Genomic DNA, 24,419 nt, shown 5'->3' on the forward strand with positions numbered 1-24,419 from the left:
CGACACGCAGGACCTCTTGCCGGAACAGTTCCGCCGGACCGAGGACGGAGACCCCCCGCCCCGGCCCCGACCCACCACACAACCGTAGGCGCTACATCCGCCCCCACCGGACCCGCGCAGCGCGCCGCAGGCATCGCAGGCACGCCGTAAAATCGACTCACTGTGTCTGATTCTCTCAACGCCCCCGAAACCCCGCACGCCCCCGGCGCCCCCCTCCGCCGCACCCGGGCCAAGGGCGAGCCGCGCTTCCCGGACGGCCCCCGTGCCGACCCCGCGGGGTCGCATTTCGAGCGGCGGATCCGGAGTTTTCAGCCGCGACGCAGCAGGGTGACCGCCGGACAGGCGGACGCGCTGCAGAGGCTGTGGGCGAAGTGGGGCCTGGACATCGACGGCCAACGGCTCATCGACCTGACGGAGCTGTTCGGCAACGACAACCCCGTGTACCTGGAGATCGGCTTCGGCATGGGCGAGGCAACGGCCCAGATGGCCGCCGAAGACCCCACCACCAACATCCTCGCCGCGGACGTCCACACCCCCGGCCAGGGAAACCTCCTCAACCTCGCCGACCACAACGGCCTCACCAACATCCGCGTGGCCAACGGCGACGCGATCATCCTCCTCCGCGAGATGCTCCACCCGGACGCCCTGAACGGCCTCCGCGTCTACTTCCCCGACCCCTGGCCGAAGAAGCGCCACCACAAGCGCCGCCTGATCCAGCCGGAGTTCCTCGACCTCGCCGCCACCCGCCTCGCCCCCGGCGCCATCGTGCACTGCGCGACCGACTGGGAGCCGTACGCGGAGCAGATGCTCGACGTCCTGACGGCACACCCCGCCTTCGAGAACACACAGGAAGACGGCGGTTTTGCGCCGCGTCCGCAGTTCCGGCCGCAGACCCGTTTCGAGAGCCAGGGACTGGACAAGGGACATGTCGTGAACGACCTGCTCTTCCGCCGCGTACAGCACGGCGACCAACCCCCCACCGGCGCCTGAAGGGCCCTCGCACCCCTGCGGGCGACGCCCCTGTCTCGTTAAGGTCGATGCTGTGGCCATCTGTCCCCCGTACCCGACGCCCCCCAGCGGCCCCACCGGCGCCCCCGCCGGCGGCGCGACGCCGCGGCACGCGCAGTGGTGGCAGCGGACGTGGGTGCGCTACGCCGCCCTGAGCACCCTGCTCGCGCTCTCCGGCCTGGTCATCCTCGCCCTGGTCCGCGAACAGACCGGCACCCAGGGATTCCTGGTCGGTCTCGCCCTCGCCATCCTCCCCGTACCGCTGCTCATCGCCGCGTTCCGCTGGCTGGACCGGGTCGAACCGGGCCCCTGGCGGAACCTGCTGTTCTCGTTCGCGTGGGGCGCCTGCGCGGCGGCGCTGATAGCGATCATCGCGAACAGTTTCGCGACGAGATGGATAGCCATGGCCACGGCGGACCCGTCCAGCGCGGACACCCTCGGCGCAACGGTGATAGCGCCGGTGGTCGAGGAGACAGCAAAGGCAGCCGCAGTCCTCCTGGTCTTCCTCTTCCGCAGACGAGACTTCACCGGGATCGTCGACGGCGTGGTGATAGCCGGCGTCACAGCGACCGGCTTCGCGTTCACCGAGAACATCCTCTACCTCGGCACGGCGTTCGGCACGGACCAGCTCAGCGGCGGCAGCGGCATCGCGTCCGTCACCGCGGCGACGTTCTTCGTACGGATCATCATGTCGCCGTTCGCGCACCCGCTGTTCACGGTGCTCACCGGCATCGGCTTCGGCATCTCCGCGCTCTCGGCGGAACGCCACCACGTGCGGCGCGTGCTGCTCCCCCTGTCCGGACTGCTGCTCGCGATGGGCATGCACGCGATGTGGAACGGCTCGTCGACATTCGGCGAGTACGGGTTCTTCGCGGTCTACGCGGTGTTCATGGTGCCCGCGTTCGGCCTGCTGACCTGGCTCGTCGTCTGGACCAGGCAGCGCGAACTGCGGACGGTGCGCGAGGAACTGCCCGCCTACGTCGCGGCGGGCTGGCTGACCCCGGCCGAGCCGTACGCGCTCGGCTCGATGCGGGCGCGACGGCTGGCCCGGGAGTACGCGTTGCGGCGCGGCGGAAAGCCGGCGGCACGGGCGGTGTCGGAGTACGAGTCGTACGCGACGTCGTTGGCGTTCCTGCGGCATCGGGGACGCCGCGGCCGGGCGGGCGCCGATTTCGTCGTACGGGAGCGGGAGTTGCTGCACGAGCTGTGGTGGCGCCGCGAGGTGGCACGTCCCGCACTGGACCACGCGGCGAGGATGACGGCACCGCCGGTAGCGGTGACGGCGCCACCGTGGCCGGTACACGGCGCGTACGGCTACGGCTACACCTATGGCCCCCCAGCCCCAGCCACCCGCACGACGCTCCCGTACTCCGCGTACAACTACAACCCGTACCGCTCGTAGCGGCTACCGCGGAATCAGCCCGACGCCTCCGTCAGCCGAGCCACCTCCGCCTCCGTCAGAGCCAGCTCCCCCACCCCCAGCAACGCCGGCAGTTGCTCCACCGTCCGCGCGGAAGCGATGGGCGCCGCGACCGTGGGCTGCGCGGCGAGCCAGGCGAGCGCCACCGTGGCGACCGGCGCCGCGTGGGCCTGCGCGACCTCGTCCAGAGCGTCGAGGACCCGGCGCCCGCGCTCGGTCTCCAGGTGCTTGCCGGCACCCCCGGCCGCCCGCGCGCTGTCGACCGTCGTACCGGGCCGGTACTTGCCGGTGAGGAAGCCGGAGGCGAGGGCGAAGTAGGGAACGGCGGCGAGACCGGAGCGCTCGGCCAGAGCCTGGAGGTCACCCTCGTAGGTGTCGCGGGAGACGAGGTTGTAGTGGGGCTGGAGGGCGACGTACCGGGCGAGCCCCTCGCGCTCGGAGAAGGCGAGGGAGGCCTCCAGCCGCTCGGGCGAGATGTTGGAGGCGGCGATGTGCCGCACCTTGCCCGCCTTCACCAGCTCGTCGAGCGCGCCGATGATCTCCTCGACCGGCACCTCGGGCTTGTCGAAGTGGGTGTAGTAGAGGTCGATGTAGTCCGTCCCCAGGCGGCGCAGGGAGGCGTCCGCGGCGGCCTTGATGTTGGCGGCGGACAGCCCCTGGAACTCCGGGTGCTGACTGACCTTGGTGGCGATCACGACGTCCGAACGCTTGCCACGCGCCTTCAGCCACTTGCCGATGATGGTCTCGGACTCACCGCCGGAGTTCCCGTCGACCCAGGCCGAGTAGGAGTCGGCGGTGTCGATGAAGTTGCCGCCGGCGGCCGTGTAGGCGTCGAGGACGGCGAAGGACCGTTCCTCGTCGGCGGTCCAGCCGAAGACATTCCCGCCAAGAGACAGCGGGAAGACCTCAAGATCCGAGGTACCGAGCTTACGAAGCGGCGAGGAAGCAGAAGCAGAAGAACCGGAAAAAGCAGTCATGCTTCACATCAACGCCCGCCCCGGAGGACGGCCTTCCGCTCCGGCCGCAAACTCCCCGCAAAGAATCCTCCGCCGGATGCCGGACAGGCGGAGGATCCGTCATGGGAGCCGCTGTTACGGGTTGAGCCCCTTGCCGCGCAGCCAGGCCATCGGGTCGATGTCGCCGCCACCGCTGGTGTGCACCTCAAGGTGCAGATGGGCGCCGGTCACGTTGCCGGTGGCGCCGACGCGGCCGATGACGTCACCGGTGTTGACCTTCTGGCCGACGCTGACGTTGATCGACGACTGGTGGGCGTACCAGATCTCGGTGCCGTCATCGAGGGTGAGGACGGTCTTGTAGCCGTACGAACCGTCCCAGCCGGCCTGGGTGATCGTGCCGGTGTGGACCGCCTTGATGAGCGTGCCCGTGGGCGCGGCGAAGTCGAGGCCGGTGTGGTAGCCGGAGGACCACAGCGAGCCGGCCTGACCGAACGTGGAGGTGATGGTGTACGAGGAGGTCGGCAGCGTGAACTGCTTGGCCAGCTCGGCGAGGCGCGCGGCTTCAGCCTTCCTCTCGGCCTCCTCTTCCGCCTTCTTCTTCGCGGCGGCGGCCTTCTCCTTGGCTTCCTTCTCCGCCTTGGCGGCCGCGTCGGCGACCTGCTTCTCGGCGGCGGCCGCGGCCTCGGCGGCGGCCTTGCTCTCGACCTGGTCCTGCTGCCGCTCGGCCTGGGCCAGGATCCGGGAGCGCAGCGCCTCACCGGCGTCGGAGGTGCCCTGCGCGGTGTCCGCGGTGGTCGTACCGAGGGTGCTGAGCGTGGTCGTGGCGACCGGCTCGTCGTCGGAGCCGTCCGAGATGAGGGAGCCCACGGAGCCCAGGTCGGGCAGGGAGATGGAGACCGGCGGCTTGCCGGTGTTGGCGCTGGCCATGCCGCCCGCGCCGACGGCGGCTATGACACCGACGCCCAGGACGGTGGAGCTGCGGGCGAGTCCGCCGCGCTGCTTGGCGACGCGATGCCGGCCGCGTACGGGGCGAATGGATTCCGCGGTGGGGTTCCACTCTCCCAAGGGGGCCTCGTCGCCGGCGTAGCCGCCGTACACAAGGGTGCCGGAGTCACGCTGACCCGGAACGAACGGGGCCTCTGGGGCAGGCGGGTTGGACGCCACGTGGGCGTACTCCTTTCCTTCCTTATCGCCTACCGGGTTAGCTGACGGGTTCGGAGCAGGAAGGTCTCCTACGCGCGTATACCGACCGTGGTTCCACGGTGGCATCCGCGCGATTCACCCCAAGGTGATGGTTCCCCGGTTCCTTGCAGGATTCGGCGCGTGAGCACGGAGCCGCCTCTTGTGACGGCTGGGACGACCGCGCTGCGTTATCGAACGTTAATAGACGTGAGGGCTCGATTCCAAGCTGTTCCGCTTGATCATTAACGAAATCCGCCTGGACTTACGGCCCATGAGCGGCAAAAAACGGGCGAGTTGACCACGCCTCAGAAGCCACACAGGAACTGACGGTATGTCAGTTGTTACCGGAGAGGACCCACCCACTCACCCCTCGTGACAACGATCAAGGAACCACTCAGGCCACTCAGTCCACTCCCGACAAGCAAAACGACCTGGGGCCGGAACCCTTTCGGATTCCGGCCCCAGGCCTTCAGTAGCGGGGACAGGATTTGAACCTGCGACCTCTGGGTTATGAGCCCAGCGAGCTACCGAGCTGCTCCACCCCGCGTCGTTGAGACCACTGTACGCCATCCGCAGGACAGAAGTCGCATCGCCGGAGTCCGCCGCCCTCAGCGGCCCGGATTGCCCGCGTGCGTGAGTGTCTCCCAGGCGACGAACAGATCGTCGGTACCACCCGGCCTGGTCTCCTCGACCAGCTTGCGCGCGGCCGGAACGGAGACGTCGAGCCGCCCCTCCAGATGGTTCAGGGCGACCTCCAGATCCGGCCCCATGCTCCGCTCCACCTTCCCGCCGCACAGCCACACGGGCGCGGCCTCCCCCGCCTGGTAGCGCGAGTGGAAGGAGAGCGCGGCCTTCAGCCGGTCCTTGACCTCGCCGTACAGATCGACGCCCTGATGCCAGGCGGTCTCGGCGACATGCGCGGTCGCGGCGATGGAGTACCCGACATGCCGGAAGTTACGGCAGGTCTCCTGCGCGATGCCGTCCTTGTACGTCGTCTGCCGGAACCAGTACGCCGTGAGTTCCTGCGGGGTGTCCACGCCGCTCCCCCGCGGGGTGAGGGGCACGCCGCCGTCCTTCTCCACGTAGAAATACGCGGGCACCCGCTCCCGGAACCGCTCCAGAGCGTGGTCGAAGACCCTGTGGTCGTCGAGGAAGACGCCGATGCCGATGGCCGCGTCGGTCATCACCAGATCCCAGTTGCCGTTGAAGTCCGGGACCTTCTTCGTCACCTCGGGCAGATACGCGGTACGCAGCATGTTCTCGAACCGCCGCACCCGGTCCGCCGGCCAGCCCCCGCCCGGCGTGTGCCGCACGATCTCGGCCGCCCGCGCCCAGGTCGCCCCCGCCCACCCGGTCTGCAGCCCGGCGTTCTCCTCCGTGTGCCGCCTGATCCGCGCCGACCAGGCGTCCATGATCTCCCTGGCCTTCACCGCGTGCCGCCGCTTGCCGGTGATGCCGAACAGCAGGGCCTGCGTGTACGCCGCGAGCGCGTCCTCCCGCTCCTCCACACACCCGTGCCCCGCCATGTCCCCCGCCGGACAGGCCACGGTCACATACGGCTCCGGCCGGTACCTGTACGCCCCGTACTTGCTGTCCCTCATCCCCAGGTACGCCTTCAACCACGGCTGCTTCCCCGCCGCGACCTTCTCCCGTACGACGTCCAGCTGCCCCTTGCTCACCAGCACCCCCGGATGCGTGAACTCCGCGTCCGCCGGCAACGCCCTCGCCATCGTCCGCGTGCCCGTCCCGGGGGTTCCGCAGGATCCCAGGAGCCCTGCGACCAAGGCGACGGCCACGACACCCACGGCACGTCTTCGGGCAGACCTCATCAACACCTCCGCGCGCCTCTCACTCCGGGTTCCCTTCCTCCCCCTCGCAGCGTGGCCCTCCGGGGGTTGAGCCGCCTGAAATGGTGGGCCGTTCGGTCTAGTGCGGGGTGATTGTGCGGGGGGGGTGCCGGGTGGGGTCGCGTGTCGTCTGCGGGTGCGTGGGGCTGGTCGCGCAGTTCCCCGCGCCCCTAGGGGGACCAGGGTTGCCCTATGTCTGAGAGTGCGGGGGGCGCCATCCGACCTGCCGAGTGAGGTCGTGGGGCGGCTGCAGGTGCGTTGTGGTTGGTCGCGCAGTTCCCCGCGCCCCTGAGGTGGGTGCCTCGTGCGGTCGTAGCACGTCTGCGGGTCCGTTGTGGCTGGTCGCGCCCACGCGGCGGAGCCGCAAATCGATACAGCCCCGCGCCCCTAAAAGAAGGCACCTGCAGTCGCCCTGGGACATCAAGCACCGTCGGCCGTTGGCGTCGTAGCCGCCCACGGCGGGAAGGGGACGGGGCGGGGGGTGTCCGCCCGCAGCGGCCGGCGTCCGACACGCAGCACAACCCGGAGACACAGTTCCGCCGGACCGAGGACGGAGACCCCCCGACCCGGCCCCGACCCACCCACCGGACCGCAGGCGCTACGCACGCCCCCACCGGAGCCGCACAGCGCGCCGCAGGCATCTGTCAGGCGTCGTAGATGAGGTGGTGGTTGGGAGCCTTGGCGCGGGAGGTGTACTCGGGGAGGTGGACGACGTCGACGCCGGCGGCGGAGAGGAGGCCGTTGCCGTCGGCGGCGGGGACGAAGGTGTCGGGCTCGCGCCAGGCGGTGACGACGCGGTGGATGCCGGCGGAGAGGATGAGGCGGGCGCAGGGGGCGGGGCGGGAAGCGCGGCGGGCGCAGGGTTCGAGGCTGGAATAGACCGTGGCGGAGGGCAGTCGCGGATCGTCGGGGGCGATCTTCGCGATGGCCGCCTCCTCCGCGTGGACCACGGGGTCGCCCCCCTCACGGGAGTACCCGCGCGCCAGCTCCGTCCCGTCCGCGGCCACCACCACCGCCCCCACACTGAACGCCGTCCGCGAAGGCGGACACTCCGCGGCCAGCTCACACGCGAGAGCCAGCCAGTGCCGGTCCGCCGCACACACCCCCCGCCCCACCCCCGGCGCAGTCGGCTCGTACCGCATCAGCACGACGTCCTCGATCCGCCGAGTCTCCACCAGCCGAAGCCGCCCACCCTGATACCCCCCGGGCCCGAACAACCGAGGCGCATCGGGATCACCCACGAACAAGGGCGCCAGCACCAGCTGGAGCTCGTCCGCAAGCCCTTCCCGCAGCAGCTGCGTATGGATCCGCCCACCCCCCTCGACCATGAGCCGCCGCACCCCCCGCACCGAGTACAGATGCTCCAGCAGCACCGGCCAGGACAGCTCCGCCCCGAGCGGCACCACATCGGCGGCCACCCCCCGCTCCCGCACCACCTCGGCCCCCGCCAAGGTCGTATAGACGACCTTGTCACCCCCCGTGTGCCAGAACCGCGCACCGGGATCAAGGTCCCCGGAGCCGCTCACGGTCACCTTGAGCGGATACTCCGGCAACCCCGCCGCCACCCGCGCGGCCCGCCGCACAGGCGAGTTGACCAGCAGCCGGGGATTGTCGGCCCGAATGGTCCCCGCCCCGACAAGGATCGCGTCGACGGACGCGCGCACCTCGTCGACCCGGTCGAAGTCGGCGGGGCCGGACAGCAGCAGGCGGTCGGGCCCGGTGTCGTCCAGGTAGCCGTCGAGGGAGACGGCGGCGGAGAGGAGGACGTAGGGAAGGGGCATCGGTTCGGCGCTCCCGGGGCTGACTGAACGACAGGGCGAAGCAGGGCTTGGTTCAAGTTTGAAACAAACCTACACTGGCGGCATGACGACTCGCTGGCTCACCTCGAGGGAGCAACGCGCCTGGCGCGCGTACATCGCCGCGACGCACCTCCTGGAGGACACGCTCGACCGGCAGCTCCAGCAGGACGCCGGCATGCCGCACCTGTACTACTCCATCCTGGCCAACCTCTCCGAGACCCCGGAACGCGCCCTGCGCATGACGGAGCTCGCCGAGAGCCTGAAGATCACGCGGAGCAGGCTGACGTACGCGGTGACCAGGCTGGAGAAGGACGGTCTGATCCGGCGGGAGAACTGCCGGTGGGACAAGAGGGGCAGCATCGCCAGACTGACCGACGAGGGGATGACCGTACTGGAACGCACGGCGCCGGGCCACGTCGAGACGGTCCGGGCCTCGCTCTTCGACCATCTCACCGAGGAGCAGGTGGGCCAGCTGGAGGAGATCTGCACGGGGATCACCCTCGCCCTGGAGGGCGACACGACCCGCCCCGCCATGGACGACGTGCCGTGGCGACGCCGCTCCACGCCCCCCACCTGCTCATGACGAGCACCACAAACCAGTTGCTTCAAATTTCAAGCATGGGGTAGGGTCCTCACCCAGAGAGCTGCTTCAAATCTGAAACAGCAGTGAGCACGGACCCGGGAGAACCCGCATGCCCGACTTCCCCGCCGCGACCCCGACCCCGGCCCCGGCCGCCACGCCAACCCCCGCCGCCACCCAGATCCCGGCCGCCACCCAGCGCTCCCGGGTCCGGGTCCCGCTGCGCTTCCACGACGGCTACGCGGTCGACGCCGAACTGGTCACCTTCCACGGCCTGGCCGACGGCCAGGAACACGTGGCGGTCGTCCTCGGCGACCCGGCCGCCCCCGGCACCACCCCCCTGGTCCGGCTGCACTCCGAGTGCCTGACCGGGGACGTCTTCGGCTCGGCCCGCTGCGACTGCGGCCCGCAGCTGCGCGAGGCGGTCGAGCGCATCGCGGACCGCGGCGGGATCCTGCTCTACCTCCGTCAGGAAGGCCGCGGGATAGGCCTCTACAACAAGCTGGACGCGTACGCCCTCCAGGACCAGGGCCTCGACACGTACGCCGCGAACACCGCGCTGGGCCTGCCCGAGGACGCCCGTGACTACACGGCGGCGGCGCAGATGCTCCAGGCGCTCGGAGTCACGACCCTGGACCTGCTCTCCAACAACCCCGACAAGGCCGAGCAGCTCCGCGACCTGGGCATCGACGTCCGCGACCGCACCCCCACCGGCGTCTTCACCACCGCGCACAACGTCCGCTACCTGCGCGCGAAGGTGCTCCAGACGCACCACACGCTCCCCCTGGGAGAACTGACGGGCCTCCACGCAGGCTGACCCGCACGCCGCACGCCGCACCCCGCACCCCGCACCCCGCACCCCGCACCAAAAGCCACACCCACCCCGGAGCCGCACCCCAAGACCACGCACCCCGAGACCACCGCCCCCACACATCACCGGGCCGCGTGCGCCAAATAAGCCAAAACGGCCAGCACCCGCCGATGCCCACTGTCACTCACCGGCAGCCCCAGCTTCAGAAACACATTCCCGATGTGCTTGTGGACCGCCCGCTCGGTCACCACCAGCGTCTTGGCGATGGTCGCGTTGTCGTGCCCCTCGGCCATCAGCGCCAGCACCTCCCGCTCGCGCGGGGTGAGCGAGTCCAGCGGAGTGTCCCGGCGCCGGGTCAGCAGCTCGGTCACCACCTCGGGATCCAACGCCGTCCCCCCGCCCGCCACCCGCTCCAGCGCGTCGAGGAACTCGTCCACCCGCCCGACCCGGTCCTTGAGCAGATAGCCGACCCCACTGCTGCCCCCGGCCAGCAGCTCGGCGGCGTAGGACTCCTCCACGTACTGGGACAGGACCAGGACCGGCAGCCCGGGAATCTCCCTGCGCGCCTCAAGCGCGGCCCGCAGCCCCTCGTCCCGGAACCCCGGCGGCATCCGGACATCGAGCACGGCCACCTCGGGCCGGTGCTCCAGCAGGGCCGGAAGGATCTCCGGACCGGTGCCGACGACGGCCGCGACCTCATGGCCGGCGGAGGTCAGCAACAGCACCAGTCCCTCCCGCAGCAGGGCATTGTCCTCGGCGATCACCACACGCACGGCAACTCCACTTCGATCACGGTCGGCCCTCCGACGGGACTGGTCACATGGAACACCCCGTCGAGCGCGGCGACCCGGCGCCGCATGCCGAGAAGCCCCGAGCCGTCGCCGGACTCGTCGGCGCCGCCCCGGCCGTCGTCGCGCACGCGGACGGCGAGTCCGCGCCGGGTACGGGCGAGGCGGACCTCGGCGATCGGGGAGCCGCTGTGCTTGGCGGCGTTGGTCAGCGCCTCGGCGACGACGAAGTAGGCGGCGGCCTCCACGGCCGCGGGCGCCCGCACGCCACCTTCCTCCACCTCACCGCCGTCGACGGTCACGGCGAGCCCGCTGCTCGCGCCCAGCGCCCGGACGGCCCCGGCCAGACCGCGGTCGGTGAGGATCGGCGGGTGGATGCCGCGCACCACGTGCCGCAGCTCGGTGAGCGCCTGTTCGGCCTGGTCCTGGGCGTCGTCGAGGAGCTTGCGCGCACCCTCGGGATCACGGTCGTAGGCCCTTTTGGCGAGCCCTATGCGCATCGACAGGGCCACCAGGCGGGCCTGGGCGCCGTCGTGCAGGTCGCGCTCGATACGGCGCAGTTCGGCGCCGTGCGCGGCGATCGCGTCGGCCCGGGTCTCCTTGAGCTCCTCGACCCGCGCGGTGAGGCGGGCCTGCGGGGAGGGCATGAGCAGGGCGGTCGACCAGCGGGCCTCGGTGTCCGCGAGCCGGGTGATCAGCGGCAGCACGACCGCCCGCCGCCGCAGCAGCCCGCACCCCACCCCGTCGACGACCAGCCCGAGGGGCCACAGCGGGAGCGCGAGGGCGAGGAGGGCGCCGTAGACGTAGGAGGCGACCATCCAGCGCAGGTCGACCAGCGTGCCGGGATCGCGTACGGCGGTCCGCAGCCGTTCGCGCAGGGTGCCCTCGACGGCCCGGTACGCCTCGGGGATCCGCCGGCCCGTCCACGCGGCCACCATCTTCCGCTTGGCCCCGGCGATCCGGCGGATCACCAGAACCGTCTCGGGCAGCATCCAGGCGCCCACCACCGCGACGGTGCCGACGGCGGTGATCAGCAGCACGGTGATGAAGAGGTACAGCGCGAAGGTCATCGCCGCGACCACCACCAGGTATCCGGTCGCCCGGGCGGCCTCCCGCACCGTTGTCCACATGCGCCAACGCTAAGGGACAGGTCACCGGGCGGTCGGGGGAGCAGGCACCCGGACGACGGTGGAGCGGACTCCACCAGGCGCACAACGGCGACCGGCCGCGAAACGGCGGCTTGCCGAAACGTGCGGGATGCGAAGGTTCCGTGATCCTCCCGAGGAGACCGGCCGGTAACGAAGAGGCGCTGGTGGACCTGTGATGTTGCTGATGTTTGCTTTCCCTCACCCCCCCATGTGAGAGGAAAGCCGCCCATGGCCGACGAGATGGTGCTGCGCGCCCAGAGATTCATCAACAGCACCTATGGCGACGTACCGGGCATCACCAAGGTCGACGAGACCGGCGTGGTGACCTGGCCGACGCTGTTCGCCCTGATCCGCGCCCTCCAGTACGAGCTGGGCATCACCGCCCTCGCGGACAACTTCGGGCCCACCACCCTGCGCACGCTGACCGAGAAGTGGCCGTCGATCGACGCGGCCTCGACCGCCCCGGCCAACGTCATACGGATCCTCCAGTCCGCCCTGTACTGCAAGGGCTACGACGGCGGGGACATCGACGGCACGTACAACGCCCGGGTCGCCGCCGCCGTACGGGAGATCAAGGCGGACGCCGGTCTCGACGTGCCGTTCCCCGGCGACGCGGTGGTGCCCAAGCTGTTCAAGGCGCTCCTGAACATGGACGCGTACACGCTCAAGGACGGCGGCGACGACACCGTCCGCGCGGCCCAGCGCTGGCTCAACGCCACCTACATCGGCCGGGCGAACTTCTTCGTCATCGCCTGCGACGGCCGCTACTCGCGGGACGTGCAGCGGGCGCTGATGTTCGCCGTGCAGTACGAGATCGGCATGACCGACGACGTGGCCAACGGCGTCTTCGGGCCCGGCACCCAGGCGGGTGTCCGGAACAACCCGGTGGGCGTGGGGTCCACCGGGGCGTGGGTGCGGCTGTTCTCGGCGGCGATGGCGTTCAACCGGCGGCGCGGGGTCGTCTTCACGGACACCTTCGACGCGCGGCTGGCCGTACGGGTGGGCGCCTTCCAGGAGTTCGTACGGCTGCCGGTGACCGGGAAGGGCGACTTCGCTACCTGGGCGTCCCTGCTGGTCTCCACCGGCGACACCTCCCGTCCGGGCACCGCCGCGGACTGCTCCACCGAGGTCACCGCCGCCCGGGCCAAGGAGCTGGCCGCCGCCGGGTACGAGGTGGTCGGGCGGTATCTGTCGAACGTGTCGGGCACCAGCCTCGACAAGATGATCAAGCCGGGCGAGCTCAAGGTCATGGCCGACAACGGCCTGGCCTGCTTCCCGATCTACCAGACCAACGGGGCCGCCGCGAGCTACTTCACCGCCGCGCAGGGCACCTCGGACGCCGCCGACGCCCTCTACTGGGCCCGCTACCACGGCTTCCGCCCCGGCACCCGTATCTACTTCGCGGTCGACTACGACGCCGTGGACGCCGAGGTCACCACCGGCGTCCTCCCCTACTTCCGGGCGCTCAAGGCCGCGATCGACGCCGACGGCGCGGGCTACCGCACCGGTATCTACGGCCCGCGCGCGGTCTGCTCCCGGGTCGGCGGCGAGGGCCTGACCTCGGCGAGCTTCGTCTCCGACATGTCCACCGCGTACACCGGGAACGTGGCCTCCCCGCTGCCCGAGGACTGGGCCTTCGACCAGATCGTCACCCTCTCCGTGGGCAGCGGCGACGGCGCCATCGAGATCGACAAGAACATCGCCTCGGGCCGGGACCGCGGCCAGATCTCCTACGACCCCCCGGGCGCCGCGACCGACCTCGACGTCCGCTTCGACCTCTCCCGGCGCGCGGTCGCCCTGGCCGACGTCCGCGCCTACCTCCAGTCCTGGGGCATCCCGGAGGAGGGCACCGGCGACCCGACACCCACGTCCACCACGATCGCCTCCGGGGCGACCAGCACCACCGCGGCCTTCGACACCCTCATCGCCTACGACGCCGTACTGACCGACCTGGCCCGCACCCTGCGGATGCGCAAGGCGCTGATCGCGGCGAGCGTGCTGTGGGCGGAGCGCACGGGCACGACGCTCTCGCCGAAGGCGGCCGTCGCGGCCCGCAACCACTGCGTCCGGCAGCGCATCCTGCGCGGCCCGATCCTCGACGCGAACGACCCGGCGGACGTGCGCGCGATGGGGCGCAAGCTGCGCGAGGACACCACGTTCCGCGTCAACACCGTCGCCTACGCCCTCATCACGTCCGCCCACGACCTGGGCCTGCCGCGCCCCGGCCTGGCCGACACGGACCACAGCACCCTGCGGCTCCTGGACGGGCCCGTCCAGCTGGGGCTGTACCAGGTGCTGGAGAAGTACTACGCGCCGCTGCGCGCGGGCCGTTGACGGTCATCGGAAGCCGACGAACCCAGAGAAGAGAGCAGAGCACACCCATGGCAGCAACACGACGGCACTTCCTGCGCTCGGCGGTCACCACGGCGGTCGCGGTGGGCGCGGTCTCCGGTACGGCGGTGACGGCCTCGGCGAGCGGCGGCGCCACCTCGGGCTCGACGGCGTCGGACACCGCGGCCGGCTCCGGCGCGGTCTCCGCCAACGGCTGGCCGATCGCCGCGGCCCCGGACGACGGCGGCAGTGTCTGGACGCGCCCGGTGCCGGGCACGGGCTTCGGCGTCGCGGTGGCGATCGGGGACGTGGAGACGATCCTCGTGCACGTCGTCCGCCGCTTCCACTACGAGATCGAGGCGCTGCGCGCCGGCGACGTGATCGGCTACCGGGCCCCGGCGACGACCAAGGGCTACGAGACCAACCACGCCTCGGGCACGGCCGTCGACATCCGCCCGGACTGCTACCCGGCGGGCGTGAGGGGCGGGTTCTTCGCGCCCCAGGCCGCGGTGATCCGCGACATCCTCGCGGACTGCGAGGGCGTGGTGAAGTGGGGCGGCGACTTCGCCACCCCCGACGAGAGCCACTTCCAGATCGACGTCCCGCCCACCTCCCCGGCGCTCGGGCGCGTCGCCGACAAGCTCCGCGCCTGGAACGCCTCCCCCGGCGAGGGCGCCGGCATCGCCCGGGACACCCAGGACGGCGACCGCCGTTCGGCGGCACGGGCGTTGCAGCGCAGGCAGGCCGCGTAGACGACGAAACCCCGGGGCCGAGGCCCCGGGGTTCTTCGTCGTGGCGTACCGGGTTCAGCTGATGCAGAGCAGGCCGAGCACGCAGATCCCCGACGGCGAGGTCGCGGAGGTGGAGCTGTCGGACTGCGAGGCTCCCGTGCCGGAGCCGGACGTCCCGGAGCCGGAGGTGCCGGTGCCGTCGGTGGCGGTGTCGGTGGGCGTCGTGGCGGTCGAGCCCGACGAACCGCCCGAGGTGCCCGACGTACCCGAAGTGCCGGTGTTGCCCGTGGTGTTCGTCGTGCCCGTGCTGCCGGCCGTGCCGGTGACCTGGGAGACCGTGTCGGAGGCCGAGGTGACGGTGGAGCGGACCTGAGAGGTGGACGCCGTCGTCTCGCGAGGAGCGGTGGCGGAGTCCGTACGGGCGGTGTTCGACGCCGTGGTGCGCTGCGCGGCGGTGACGTAGCGCCCGTTCTCGTGGCCGGCCGAGGCCGAGGCGGAGCGCGCCGGCGTGGATGTGGTGTGGCGGGTCCCGGGCTGGGTCCCGGTCGGGCCGGACACCTGGGCCGTCTGTTCCTCGACACCGGTGCCGGGGTCCAGGGGGGCGGTGGCCGCCTGGGTGTGGTCGCCGGACTGCCGGTCCATGGAGGCCAGGGTCAGGCCGCCGCCGACGAGCGCTACGGCGGTCGCGACCACGGCCCGGCGCTGGTTCTTCTTCCAGCGGGCGCGCTGACGACGCCGTGCCGCCCGCCCCTCGGGCGCGATGGGCACACCCTCGGCGTCGACGTCCGGCTCACCCGCGTCGCCCGGCTCGACCGTCTCGTCGTAGGGGCGGCCGTCGTACCAGGCGTCCCAGGCCGTGGAGTCCGGCGCGGCCGTCGGAGCCACCGTCAGGGCGACGGCGGCCGGAGCGATCCGGCCGTCGGCCGCGGCCGGGGCGATGTCGGGGGCGTAGGCACCGCACCCGGGGCACACCAGGGCGCCGTTGAGATGCCGACGACACGAGGAGCAGTAGTCCATCTGCGGTCTTCCTGTATGGGGCCGCCGACCCCACCGGGCCGCGGCTCGGTCACGTTCGCACGTGGGATCGAGCAGCCAGTAACACTAACGACGCCTCCACAGAGCCATGTGCAGGTGGTGTGAGGCTCGTGCGGGGGTTCTCGGGGCACCCCGAAAACCGGGTAACGCCAGGCCGGATCCGCGACGCTGACCCATACGGACCGGAAGAGACGTACGACATCGAAAAGGACCAGACCTGTGACACCCGACCCGTCCGGAAGCGAGCACTTGTCCGGAAGCGACCATCTGCCGGTCTACGACAGCCTGGTGCGCGAGCGCGGTGACGCCGTGGCGGAAGCGCGGGTGGTCGCCGAGCAGGCGCAGCACGAGGCGTCACAGGCGCTGAACTGGCACGGCACGGCCCTGCCGGAGCCTCCGTCCGGCGCCAACAGCGGCCAGCTGTAACCCATTTGGCGGTCGCCGACCGTCCGTTCCGTGTGCGCTAGAATCCTTTACCGAGCGCTTACGCTCTCCTGAGCTTCGCATTGCTCAGCCGTGGTGGGGGTCGGCGTTCCGCCGCCGACATGAGTCGAGGGGCGTGTCATGGGTCGAATCATCCCTGTGCGCGTCGACAACGCCGCTCGCGACGGCGTCCCTGATACCGGCCTCAGCCGCCCGCACCACCGCCCTGTGCGCTGACGCCGCACGCCGTCCGGCGTGGTCCCGCGCCCACGCCGTGACACCGTCGAGCCGCGTCGAGGCTCGTGCACCCCGCCGCTCCCGGCCCGATCCGCCCTCTTCTCCGACCCCTTGAGCCGCCGACGGCTCCGAGGGGTGGCCCCGCGCACCCGCACACCTGTACGACACCGCCGCCCCATTCCCTGCTCCCGACGCACGGCCAGGGCACCCGCGAAGGCACAGACGCCGCCACCGAACCGACCGACGGAGGACAGACGCCCGTGCACCAGACCACCGCCATGCTCATCGAACTCGGGGCGATCATCCTCGTCCTGGGCCTGCTGGGACGCCTCGCCGGACGGGTGGGCTTCTCCCCCATACCCCTCTACCTCCTCGCCGGGCTCGCCTTCGGACAGGGCGGCATCCTGCCGCTGCAGGCCAGCGAGGAGTTCGTCGCCATCGGTGCGGAGATCGGCGTCATCCTGCTGCTGCTCCTGCTCGGGCTGGAGTACAGCGCCTCCGAACTCGTCACCAGCCTGAAGACCCAGTACCCCTCCGGCGCGGTCGACTTCGTCCTCAACGCGACCCCGGGCGCGGTGATGGCGCTGCTGCTCGGCTGGGGTCCGGTCGCCGCCGTCGCGCTGGCCGGCGTCACCTGGATCTCCTCCTCCGGCGTCATCGCCAAGGTCCTCGGCGACCTACGGCGTCTCGGCAACCGGGAGACCCCGGTGGTGCTGGGCGTCCTGGTCCTGGAAGACCTCTCCATGGCCGTCTATCTGCCGATCCTCACCGCCCTGCTCGCCGGGGTGAGCCTGGCCGGCGGCACGGTCACGCTGCTCATCGCGCTGGGCACGGTGGGCGCCGTCCTCTATCTCGCGCTGCGGCACGGGCGGCTGATCAGCCGGGCGGTCTCCTCGGACAGCGCGGAGATGCTGCTGCTCGTCGTCTTCGGGCTCACCCTCGTCGTCGCCGGTATCGCCCAGCACCTCCAGGTCTCGGCGGCCGTGGGCGCGTTCCTGGTCGGCATAGCCCTCTCGGGCGAGGTCGCCGAGGGCGCGGGGGCCCTCCTCACCCCGCTCCGGGACCTGTTCGCGGCGGTGTTCTTCGTCTTCTTCGGCCTGCACACCGACCCGGCCGACATCCCACCGGTCCTCCTCCCCGCCCTCGCCCTCGCCGCCGTCACCACCCTCACGAAGATCGCCACCGGCTACTGGGCCGCCCGCCGCGCCGGTATCTCCGCCAAGGGCCGCTGGCGGGCCGGCGGCACCCTCGTCGCACGCGGCGAGTTCTCCATCGTCATCGCCGGCCTCGCCGTCGCCACCGAACCCCGCATCGGCCCCCTGGCCACCGCCTACGTCCTCATCCTCGTCATCCTCGGCCCCATCACCGCCCGCTGGACCGAACCCCTCGCCCACCACCTCACCACCCGCCTCCACCCCGCCCCCCTCAATCCGACTCCCCCAACCCCCGAGCCCCTGAAACCGACCCGGACGGGCGGTTGAGGGGGCGGCGGGGCGGAGCATGCGGGCCCCTCCCCGGGGTGCGGACATGGGCAGGCGCCGCTGACGGGGCCGTGGGGGGGCAGGCGTGGGCTCGCTCCCGGGCGCCGGCACGGGCAAGCACCGCCGACCGGGCCGAAGGGAGCAGGCGCGGGCCCGCTCCCGGGCGCCGGCACGGGCAAGCCGCTGACCGGGCCGAAGGGAGCAGGCGCGGGCCCGCTCCCGGGCGCCGGCACAGGCAAGCCGCTGACCGGGCCGAAGGGAGCAGGCGCGGGCCCGCTCCCGGGCGCCGGCACGGGCAGGCACCGCCGACCGGGGCCATAGCGGGCGGGCGTTGACTCACTCCCGGGCGCCGGTACGGGCGGCCGACCGAGCCGTAGAGGTAGGAGACGGGCGTGGGACCGGCCTCGAGCCAGTACAGGCCGCCCGCCACACCCACCCGCGCGGAACGGGCTTGGACTCACCCCCGGGCAGCACGGCAAGCCGCCGACCAGGCCGCAGGAAGCATGCCTGGGCGCACCCCCGGGCGCCGCCGCCACCGGCGGGCCGCCGACCGAGCCGTAGAGGTAGCGGACGGGCGTCAGTCCGGGCCCGAGCCGCTACAGGCCGCCCGCCACACCCACCCGCGCGGAACGGGCTTGGACTCACCCCGGGCAGCGGCACGGGCAGGTCGCCGACCGGGTCGTAGCGGGGAAAGGGGCCACTCCCAGCCGCCGATACAGACGGCCCGCCGACCCCACCGCACGAGAGACGGGCGCGCGAGACGGGCGCGCGAGGCGGGTGTCAGGTCACTCCCCGGGCAAGCGGTGGCGGGAGGGTGCCGACCCGGCCGCACGAAGCTGCTTGGAAGCACGTCCACGTGGCGATACAGGTCAGGCGCGGGGTGGGCAGGTCCGCTCAGTCGCCGCTCGAGGTGCGGGGCGGATCGCCCCCGTAAGACGTCCGCCCGGCCGCACAGGGCACCCCCGCCCCGGGGATCACTCCCGTGCCAGGATTTCCGCCGCCGTGTCCACGCCCTCGCGGGTGCCGATGACGATGAGGGTGTCTCCGCCGGCCAGGCGGAAGTCGGGGCGGGGGGAGGGGATGGCTTCGGCGCGGCGGAGTACGGCGACGATGGAGACGCCGGTGTCGGTGCGCATGCGGGTCTCGCCCAGGTGCCGTCCGTTCCAGTGCGAGACGGCCGAGAGCTCGATCCGCTCCGCGACCAGCCCCAGCTCGGTGGTGGACAGCAGGCTGGGGCTGTGGTGCGCCGGCAGCATCGCGTCGACGAGCGCCGCCGCCTCCCCGGAGGTCAGCCGTACCGACAGGGCGCAGGCGTCCGGGTCGTCCTCGTGGTACGCGTTCAGCGTCCGGGCGCCGTCGCGGTGCGCGACCACGGACAGCCGGCGCCGCTCCCGTGTGGTCAGGTCGTAGCGGACCCCGATCCCCGGCAACGGCGTACTGCTCAGGCGCGGAGTCCCCACGTCTGCCCCCTGGCTGGTGTGAGCGTCGGTTCGAACAGCTGTGGGTGCCACCCTAGCCAGCGTCCGGGATCGGGCAACGGCACTGCGCCGGACGGCTGGTGGGAGAATCCGTGTCCAGGCTCCACGCCGTGGTGGCGGCCGACGCCGGTGGGCATCGGGGAGGGCCGTGAGGAGGCGTGGACATGATCGAGCTGGTGCCCCTGAGGATCGGCGCGAAACCCGTTCCCCAGCCCGTCGCCACCCCGCTGGTGTGGGCCACGGCCTTCGGCGGTGCCCTGGCCCTGGTGGCCCTGCACAACGCGCTGATAGGCCCGAACAACCCCGGAACCGCCCTGGCCGTCCTCTCCCTGCTGGCCGCCCTGCTCGGCGTCCACGCCCGCTTCACCGCGGCCCCCGGCACGGTCGTACTGTGCTGGCTCACGCTCAACGGCTTCGCCGTCCCGCCCGCCGGCACCCTCACCTGGACCGGCCACCGCGACACCTTCTGGCTCGCCTGTCTGTCCGCCGCCACCCTCGCCGGCACGCTCCTGGCCCGCCTCGCCCACGCCCGCGCCGCCTACCGCCGGGTGACACCGGGCCCGTAGCCGCACCAGCCCCCTGTTTTGACACTCCTCTATGTTGACGTTCATCGATCCAAGGAGCAGGCTGACAGCACAGAACGCGAGGAGTTCGACATGAGCGAGCACCCCACCGACCCGCGCGAGACCGCCCGCCTGCGCGAGACCGTCCGCGAGCACTACGCCACCGCCGCCCTCACCGTCACCCGGGGCGGCACCGCCTGCTGCGGACCGCAACCCGTCGAGGTCGACGAGAACTTCGGCGCCACCCTCTACGCGGCCGACGAACGCGCCGCCCTGCCCGCCGAGGCCGTCGCCGCCTCCCTCGGCTGCGGCAACCCCACCGCCGTAGCGGATCTGCGCGCGGGCGAGCGCGTCCTGGACCTCGGCTCCGGCGGGGGCATCGACGTCCTGCTCTCCGCCCGCCGTGTCGGCCCGACCGGCAAGGCGTACGGCCTGGACATGACCGACGAGATGCTGGCGCTGGCCGTGGCCAACGCCGAGAAGGCGGGCGCCCGGAACGTCGAGTTCCTCAAAGGCACGATCGAGGCCATCCCGCTGCCCGCCGGCACCGTCGACGTCGTCATCTCCAACTGCGTGATCAACCTGTCCGTCGACAAGGCCGCCGTCTTCGCGGAGACCTTCCGCGTCCTCAGGCCCGGCGGCCGGCTCGGCGTCTCGGACGTCGTCGCCGACGACACCCTCGGCCCCGAACAGCGCGCCGAGCGCGGCGATCACGTCGGCTGCATCGCCGGCGCCCTGTCCTTCTCCGAGTACCGGGCGGGCCTCGCGGCCGCCGGCTTCACGGGCATCCAGATCACCCCGACCCACCCGGTCGCCGACGGCATGCACTCCGCCCTGGTCCGCGCCACCAAGCCGCTCACGGCCTAGAGGATCACAGGGGGCAGGGTCTCAGGACGCGCAGCCCTGGGCCTTGCCCGCCGCCGGGAACCAGGACTTCAGGAACGCCAGAAGGGCGTCCCGGCGGTCCGCGGTCTTCGCGGGGACCGGGTCGTCGGACTCCAGCTGGACCAGCCCGACGAACTGCCGGGGCTCGCCCTCGTACGTGCACGAGGCCACCGCCTTGGCCCCGCCGTCCGCCACCGCTGCCCTGTCCCCCACCCCCTGGACGAGGGCCGGTTCCCCGAGCCGCCGCAGCCCCCGGTCCTCCAAGGACACCGCCTCCGTGCCACGGTCCGTGACGTCCCCGGCGAGGTAGAGCACAAGGGTGTCGTCCACGGTCACCCGGCAGGACCCGCTCTCCCGGCCCTTGTCCCGGTGGCTCTCGGTGACCTTCTCGCCGTCGGGCAGCAGCGGCCCGAGCGTGTCGGCGTCCACGGGGACACCGCACACCCGGTCGGGCACGGCGTACCCCCCGGACTCACCGCACCCCGCCGAGACGAGGGCCAGCGCCCCGGCCAACGCGGCCACCGCGAGCGCACGGGTGCCGCGCCGCCGGGCCGGTCGCATCGTCGTCACTTGCCCGCCAGTCCCTGCGCCCGGTTGTTGCCGTCGAACGCGGCGCCGTTGATGTCGTTGGTGATCGTGTACTCGTCGCGGCCCGCCAGACTGCCGGGATTGGCCGCCATCCACTCCCGCGCCAGAGCCTGGAGCTGGCCCTCGCGCGCGGTGAACGTCTCGCCCTTCACCCGAGCGTTCTCCTCGTTGATACGGGCCTCCTCGTCCTGCTTCCACGCCTCCACGGCGATGCCCACACCCTTGTCCACCACGGGACCGGCCACGGGGATGTAGCTGACCGCGGCGCCGACCCCGCTCTCGATGAACTTCGCGCTCCAGGTCGGGTTGTCCTTGTCGACCTCCAGCGCCTGGTAGCGCGCCTCCTCCAGGAAGCCCATGGTGGCGCCGGCCCGCAGCAGGGTCTGGCGCGGGTCGCCGGGCTTGTCGGTGTGGATGTCGTGGACGATCTCGTGGGTCAGGCCCTGGTTGAGCATGCCGTACGCGCCCTGGTCGCGGGAGATCTGCTTGGTGACCTCCAGGAGCTGCTTGCGGTCCAGCTGGCGCGGGTCGTTCTCGTCGGTCGCGAGCGAGCTCATCGTGTGGTGCGTGGCGTCGCCGTGGTTCACCAGGATCTTGGCCATGTCGTCGCGGAACTCGGCCGGGAAGTCGTCCTTGGACTCGGCGAGGATCCCCAGGGAGCGGTCGAGGACCCGGCGCTGGTCGTCGGTGTGCTCGACGTAGCGGGCGTTCGGGTCGTTGGGGTTCATGCCCGTGGTGGCGGCGACGAGCGCCCGGCCGGCCGCGTCCTTGCCCTCGTTGGGGCCGTCGTGCAGCGGGCTGTCGTCGAAGTACGGGCGGTCCTTGAGCACCCAGCGCGCGTTGTCCTGCGGCTGGTCGTCCTTGAAGAACTCGGTGGCCGCGTCCGGGCTGTTCGACAGGGCGTTCATGAAGCCGGACATCGGGTCGAGGCCGCGTTCCTCGCCGATGAAGTTCGTCTTGAACGTCGGCTGCATCTGCCAGTAGCGGTCCGGGATCCCCATCTCCTTCTCCATGTACACGAGCTTGTCGCCGTAGCGGTTGAGGAATCCGTTGTCGTAGTCCCCGGTCCGCATCAGGTTGCTCATGATCTGGAAGCCGTAGACGTCGCCGCCGCGCTGGGTGAAGCGCTGGTCGCCCAGCTGGACCATCTGGTCGGTCCAGTTCCGCATGGCGGGCGAGTCGGACTGGGTGGCTCCGGCGAGGGTGAGGCCGAGGTTCTTCTGGAACTCGGCGAACTGGTCCCTGCGGTCGTGCAGGAGCCTGCTGCCGTCCGAGGGATCGGACATGTCGGCCCAGAAGTCCATGGTGCCGCGCGGGCCCATGGTCGTGGCGAACTTCTCCTGGAACAGCGGGTCGGCCCGGTGGTCCGCCATGAGGCGGTTGACCTCGTCGAACTCCTCGGGCGACATGTCGTCGCCCTTCTTCATCAGGTCCGCGACGCGCTGCGCGTCCTTCAGGGACTGCGCCGCCGAGTCCCGGTCCTTGAACGAGGAGTCGGAGAAGCCCAGCTCGGCCTGGCCGACGATCGCCTTCAGGGCCTCCGCGGCCGTCTCGTCGCTGGTGATGGCGTCGCCGAGGATCCTCGCCACCTCGTCGCGCAGCGCGGTCACGTCCTGCGGTGTGTGCTCGGGCGGCGTGTGGCCCTCGGCCGCGCGGTCCGGGTGGACGTTCATGGTGACCGTGAAGGAGCCGTTGCCGGTGTCCATGACGGTCAGGTTCTTCTTGAGGCCGTTGGCGATGGCCGTCTTGAGCCGTTCGCGATGGCCGACGAGTTCGTCGTGGGTGTCCTGGAGGATGTTCCGGATCGTCTTGGCCTGGTTGTAGGCGTCGGAGAACTCACCGGCCGTCTTGGTGATGAACCCCTTCGTCACCTGCGAGTTCACACCGGTCCAGTTCGCCTTGTCGGCGAACCCCTTGAGACCTTCGGCGGCCTCCCGCTGCAGGGCCTCCAGGTTGGTGACCAGGGTGGTCCAGTCGGCGACGGCCGTGGAGAGCTTCCCGAACTCACCGAAGCGGAGGGTGTTGAGGTTCATCGGCCCTCCGGGTTGTTCGGGTTCTCGTCGAAGCCCTGGTCGAGGGTCGAGATCGAGCTGACCTGACCGACGATGTGGTACTCGTCGCCCTGGTGCACCTTGCCCGTGAACTCCATGTGGTTGGAGATGTGCGCGCACGCGTCGATCAGCGACCTGAGCTGCTTCTCCCACTGCTGGTCGACCCGTTCCAGCGCGCCGCCGAGCGCGAAGCCCTGGGTCTTCAGATCGGTCGCGGCGCTTCCCGTGCTCGCGTCCGCGACCTTGCCCTGGCTGTTCAACTTGTCGAACAGCGCGAACGCCCGGTCTCCGATCGCCGCCAGATCGTCCTGGCCGACGGTGAGATCACCGTGCGAGGTCTTGCTGTTGCCGCCGCTTCCGCTGCCCCCGTCGGGCGGCAACTGGTTGAGCTGCATCCTCGTGGACTGCCGCTCCGCCGCGTCCGCCTTGAGCTGCTCCCATTCGTCCCACGCCATGGCCCCCGTACTCCTTGATCATTTATCCGTGTCCGTCCGGACTCGTACTCTCTCCCAGAGGACGCACAGGAACCATGCCCGACTTCACACTCACCGCCATCTCCACACGGATTCCCCAACTCGCACCGGTCACCGCGCCCACGAACGCACCGTAGGACGACCCGTTCGGCCGGAAACACTGAGAAGTACGAGGTTGACGGGGCTGATGAGGTTGACGGGGCTGGCGAGGTCGACGAGGTGGGCTCGCGGAAAGGACGAGGGCCGCGGAAAAAGCGCGGGGCCGCGCAGCGTGCGCTGCGCGGCCCCGGACGTACACCCTGGGAAAGATCAGGCAGGGGTGATGTTCTCCGCCTGCGGGCCCTTCTGGCCCTGGACGACGTCGAACGTCACGGCCTGGCCCTCCTGGAGCTCACGGAAGCCCGAGGCGTTGATCGCGGAGTAGTGCGCGAAGACGTCCGGACCGCCGCCGTCCTGGGCGATGAAGCCGAAGCCCTTCTCCGCGTTGAACCACTTCACAGTTCCCGTAGCCATAGTCATGCCTTCCAGTCGATGAACGCCTCCCCGGGATGGGGTAGACGGAGGTGATCGCCCTGGTCCCTGCGGCACAGCACAGCAAAGCGCC

Annotated in this window: 22 protein-coding genes, 1 tRNA gene and 1 riboswitch; of the genes, 10 read left to right on the top strand and 13 right to left on the bottom strand. The window is 71.3% G+C overall.

The features are described 5' to 3' along the window. Positions 1–162 precede the first annotated feature (162 nt). Positions 163–990: a tRNA (guanosine(46)-N7)-methyltransferase TrmB gene (gene trmB / locus K4B79_RS43285; protein WP_232032950.1), complete on the top strand. Its 828-nt coding sequence runs from the start codon at positions 163–165 to the stop codon at positions 988–990. A gap of 52 nt (positions 991–1,042) precedes the next feature. Next, positions 1,043–2,410 (top strand): PrsW family intramembrane metalloprotease, encoded by a 1,368-nt coding sequence (locus K4B79_RS43290; protein ID WP_232032951.1) that lies wholly within the window; start codon positions 1,043–1,045, stop codon positions 2,408–2,410. Positions 2,411–2,424: 14 nt separating this feature from the next. Here K4B79_RS43290 and K4B79_RS43295 read toward each other — a convergent pair whose 3' ends face one another. The 5 genes from K4B79_RS43295 to K4B79_RS43315 form a co-directional block, all read right to left on the bottom strand. Beyond that, entirely contained in the window at positions 2,425–3,405 is a 981-nt protein-coding gene (locus tag K4B79_RS43295; protein WP_232032952.1) for an aldo/keto reductase, read from the bottom strand. A gap of 114 nt (positions 3,406–3,519) precedes the next feature. Beyond that, entirely contained in the window at positions 3,520–4,548 is a 1,029-nt protein-coding gene (locus tag K4B79_RS43300; RefSeq protein ID WP_232032953.1) for a M23 family metallopeptidase, read from the bottom strand. 11 nt (positions 4,549–4,559) lie between these two features. Beyond that, positions 4,560–4,716, bottom strand: a riboswitch (cyclic di-AMP (ydaO/yuaA leader). A gap of 323 nt (positions 4,717–5,039) precedes the next feature. Further along, a tRNA-Met gene (locus K4B79_RS43305) sits at positions 5,040–5,113 on the bottom strand. Between the two features lie 61 nt (positions 5,114–5,174). Then, positions 5,175–6,296, bottom strand: coding sequence for an alginate lyase family protein (locus tag K4B79_RS43310; protein WP_232032954.1), 1,122 nt, complete (start codon positions 6,294–6,296; stop codon positions 5,175–5,177). A gap of 761 nt (positions 6,297–7,057) precedes the next feature. Next, entirely contained in the window at positions 7,058–8,194 is a 1,137-nt protein-coding gene (locus K4B79_RS43315; protein WP_232032955.1) for a dihydrofolate reductase family protein, read from the bottom strand. A gap of 82 nt (positions 8,195–8,276) precedes the next feature. Between K4B79_RS43315 and K4B79_RS43320 the strand changes: the two genes are divergently transcribed. Together K4B79_RS43320 and K4B79_RS43325 are read left to right on the top strand one after the other, a co-directional pair. Continuing rightward, complete coding sequence (locus K4B79_RS43320) at positions 8,277–8,795, top strand: MarR family winged helix-turn-helix transcriptional regulator (RefSeq protein WP_232032956.1); 519 nt, start codon at positions 8,277–8,279, stop codon at positions 8,793–8,795. Positions 8,796–8,904: 109 nt separating this feature from the next. Beyond that, on the top strand, positions 8,905–9,609 hold the full coding sequence (locus K4B79_RS43325; RefSeq protein ID WP_232032957.1) for a GTP cyclohydrolase II: 705 nt from the start codon (positions 8,905–8,907) through the stop codon (positions 9,607–9,609). 116 nt (positions 9,610–9,725) lie between these two features. Here the strand turns inward: K4B79_RS43325 and K4B79_RS43330 are convergent, their stop codons facing one another. Both K4B79_RS43330 and K4B79_RS43335 read right to left on the bottom strand, forming a co-directional pair. Further along, positions 9,726–10,376, bottom strand: coding sequence for a LuxR C-terminal-related transcriptional regulator (locus K4B79_RS43330; RefSeq protein WP_232032958.1), 651 nt, complete (start codon positions 10,374–10,376; stop codon positions 9,726–9,728). Continuing rightward, the gene (locus tag K4B79_RS43335) at positions 10,364–11,521 is read right to left on the bottom strand and encodes a sensor histidine kinase (protein WP_232032959.1); all 1,158 of its coding nucleotides are present in this window, start codon (positions 11,519–11,521) and stop codon (positions 10,364–10,366) included. Before K4B79_RS43335 ends, K4B79_RS43330 begins: the two co-directional genes overlap by 13 nt. A 246-nt stretch (positions 11,522–11,767) precedes the next feature. Between K4B79_RS43335 and K4B79_RS43340 the strand changes: the two genes are divergently transcribed. After that, complete coding sequence (locus K4B79_RS43340; RefSeq protein ID WP_232032960.1) at positions 11,768–13,873, top strand: glycoside hydrolase domain-containing protein; 2,106 nt, start codon at positions 11,768–11,770, stop codon at positions 13,871–13,873. A gap of 47 nt (positions 13,874–13,920) precedes the next feature. After that, positions 13,921–14,622, top strand: coding sequence for a M15 family metallopeptidase (locus tag K4B79_RS43345; RefSeq protein WP_232032961.1), 702 nt, complete (start codon positions 13,921–13,923; stop codon positions 14,620–14,622). A gap of 54 nt (positions 14,623–14,676) precedes the next feature. Here the strand turns inward: K4B79_RS43345 and K4B79_RS43350 are convergent, their stop codons facing one another. Next, on the bottom strand, positions 14,677–15,618 hold the full coding sequence (locus K4B79_RS43350; RefSeq protein ID WP_232032962.1) for an SCO2400 family protein: 942 nt from the start codon (positions 15,616–15,618) through the stop codon (positions 14,677–14,679). Between the two features lie 267 nt (positions 15,619–15,885). On the opposite strand from K4B79_RS43350, the gene K4B79_RS43355 reads away from it, so the two are divergent. Beyond that, a complete protein-coding gene (locus tag K4B79_RS43355) occupies positions 15,886–16,062 on the top strand; it encodes a hypothetical protein (protein WP_232032963.1) in 177 nt (58 codons plus the stop codon). A 494-nt stretch (positions 16,063–16,556) separates the two neighbouring features. After that, complete coding sequence (locus K4B79_RS43360; protein WP_232032964.1) at positions 16,557–17,777, top strand: cation:proton antiporter; 1,221 nt, start codon at positions 16,557–16,559, stop codon at positions 17,775–17,777. A gap of 974 nt (positions 17,778–18,751) precedes the next feature. Here the strand turns inward: K4B79_RS43360 and K4B79_RS43365 are convergent. Beyond that, positions 18,752–19,222, bottom strand: coding sequence for a cation:proton antiporter regulatory subunit (locus tag K4B79_RS43365; protein ID WP_232033024.1), 471 nt, complete (start codon positions 19,220–19,222; stop codon positions 18,752–18,754). A gap of 197 nt (positions 19,223–19,419) precedes the next feature. Here K4B79_RS43365 and K4B79_RS43370 point away from each other — a divergent pair, with 197 nt between their 5' ends. Together K4B79_RS43370 and arsM are read left to right on the top strand one after the other, a co-directional pair. Beyond that, on the top strand, positions 19,420–19,821 hold the full coding sequence (locus K4B79_RS43370; protein ID WP_232032965.1) for a hypothetical protein: 402 nt from the start codon (positions 19,420–19,422) through the stop codon (positions 19,819–19,821). Between the two features lie 90 nt (positions 19,822–19,911). Beyond that, positions 19,912–20,685, top strand: coding sequence for an arsenite methyltransferase (gene arsM, locus K4B79_RS43375; protein ID WP_232032966.1), 774 nt, complete (start codon positions 19,912–19,914; stop codon positions 20,683–20,685). Between the two features lie 21 nt (positions 20,686–20,706). Here arsM and K4B79_RS43380 read toward each other — a convergent pair whose 3' ends face one another. The 4 genes from K4B79_RS43380 to K4B79_RS43395 all read right to left on the bottom strand — a co-directional run bounded on the left by K4B79_RS43380 (position 20,707) and on the right by K4B79_RS43395 (position 24,328). Continuing rightward, positions 20,707–21,273 (bottom strand): hypothetical protein, encoded by a 567-nt coding sequence (locus tag K4B79_RS43380; RefSeq protein ID WP_232032967.1) that lies wholly within the window; start codon positions 21,271–21,273, stop codon positions 20,707–20,709. Beyond that, complete coding sequence (locus tag K4B79_RS43385) at positions 21,270–23,324, bottom strand: DUF6571 family protein (protein WP_232032968.1); 2,055 nt, start codon at positions 23,322–23,324, stop codon at positions 21,270–21,272. The genes K4B79_RS43380 and K4B79_RS43385 overlap by 4 nt, the downstream gene beginning before the upstream one ends. After that, positions 23,321–23,797, bottom strand: coding sequence for a hypothetical protein (locus K4B79_RS43390; RefSeq protein ID WP_232032969.1), 477 nt, complete (start codon positions 23,795–23,797; stop codon positions 23,321–23,323). The genes K4B79_RS43385 and K4B79_RS43390 overlap by 4 nt, the downstream gene beginning before the upstream one ends. Before the next feature lie 327 nt (positions 23,798–24,124). Next, the gene (locus tag K4B79_RS43395; RefSeq protein ID WP_232033025.1) at positions 24,125–24,328 is read right to left on the bottom strand and encodes a cold-shock protein; all 204 of its coding nucleotides are present in this window, start codon (positions 24,326–24,328) and stop codon (positions 24,125–24,127) included. Between the last annotated feature and the right edge of the window lie 91 nt (positions 24,329–24,419).

Origin of the sequence: Streptomyces lincolnensis (assembly GCF_021173675.1) — a bacterium.
Lineage (GTDB): Bacteria > Actinomycetota > Actinomycetes > Streptomycetales > Streptomycetaceae > Streptomyces > Streptomyces lincolnensis_B.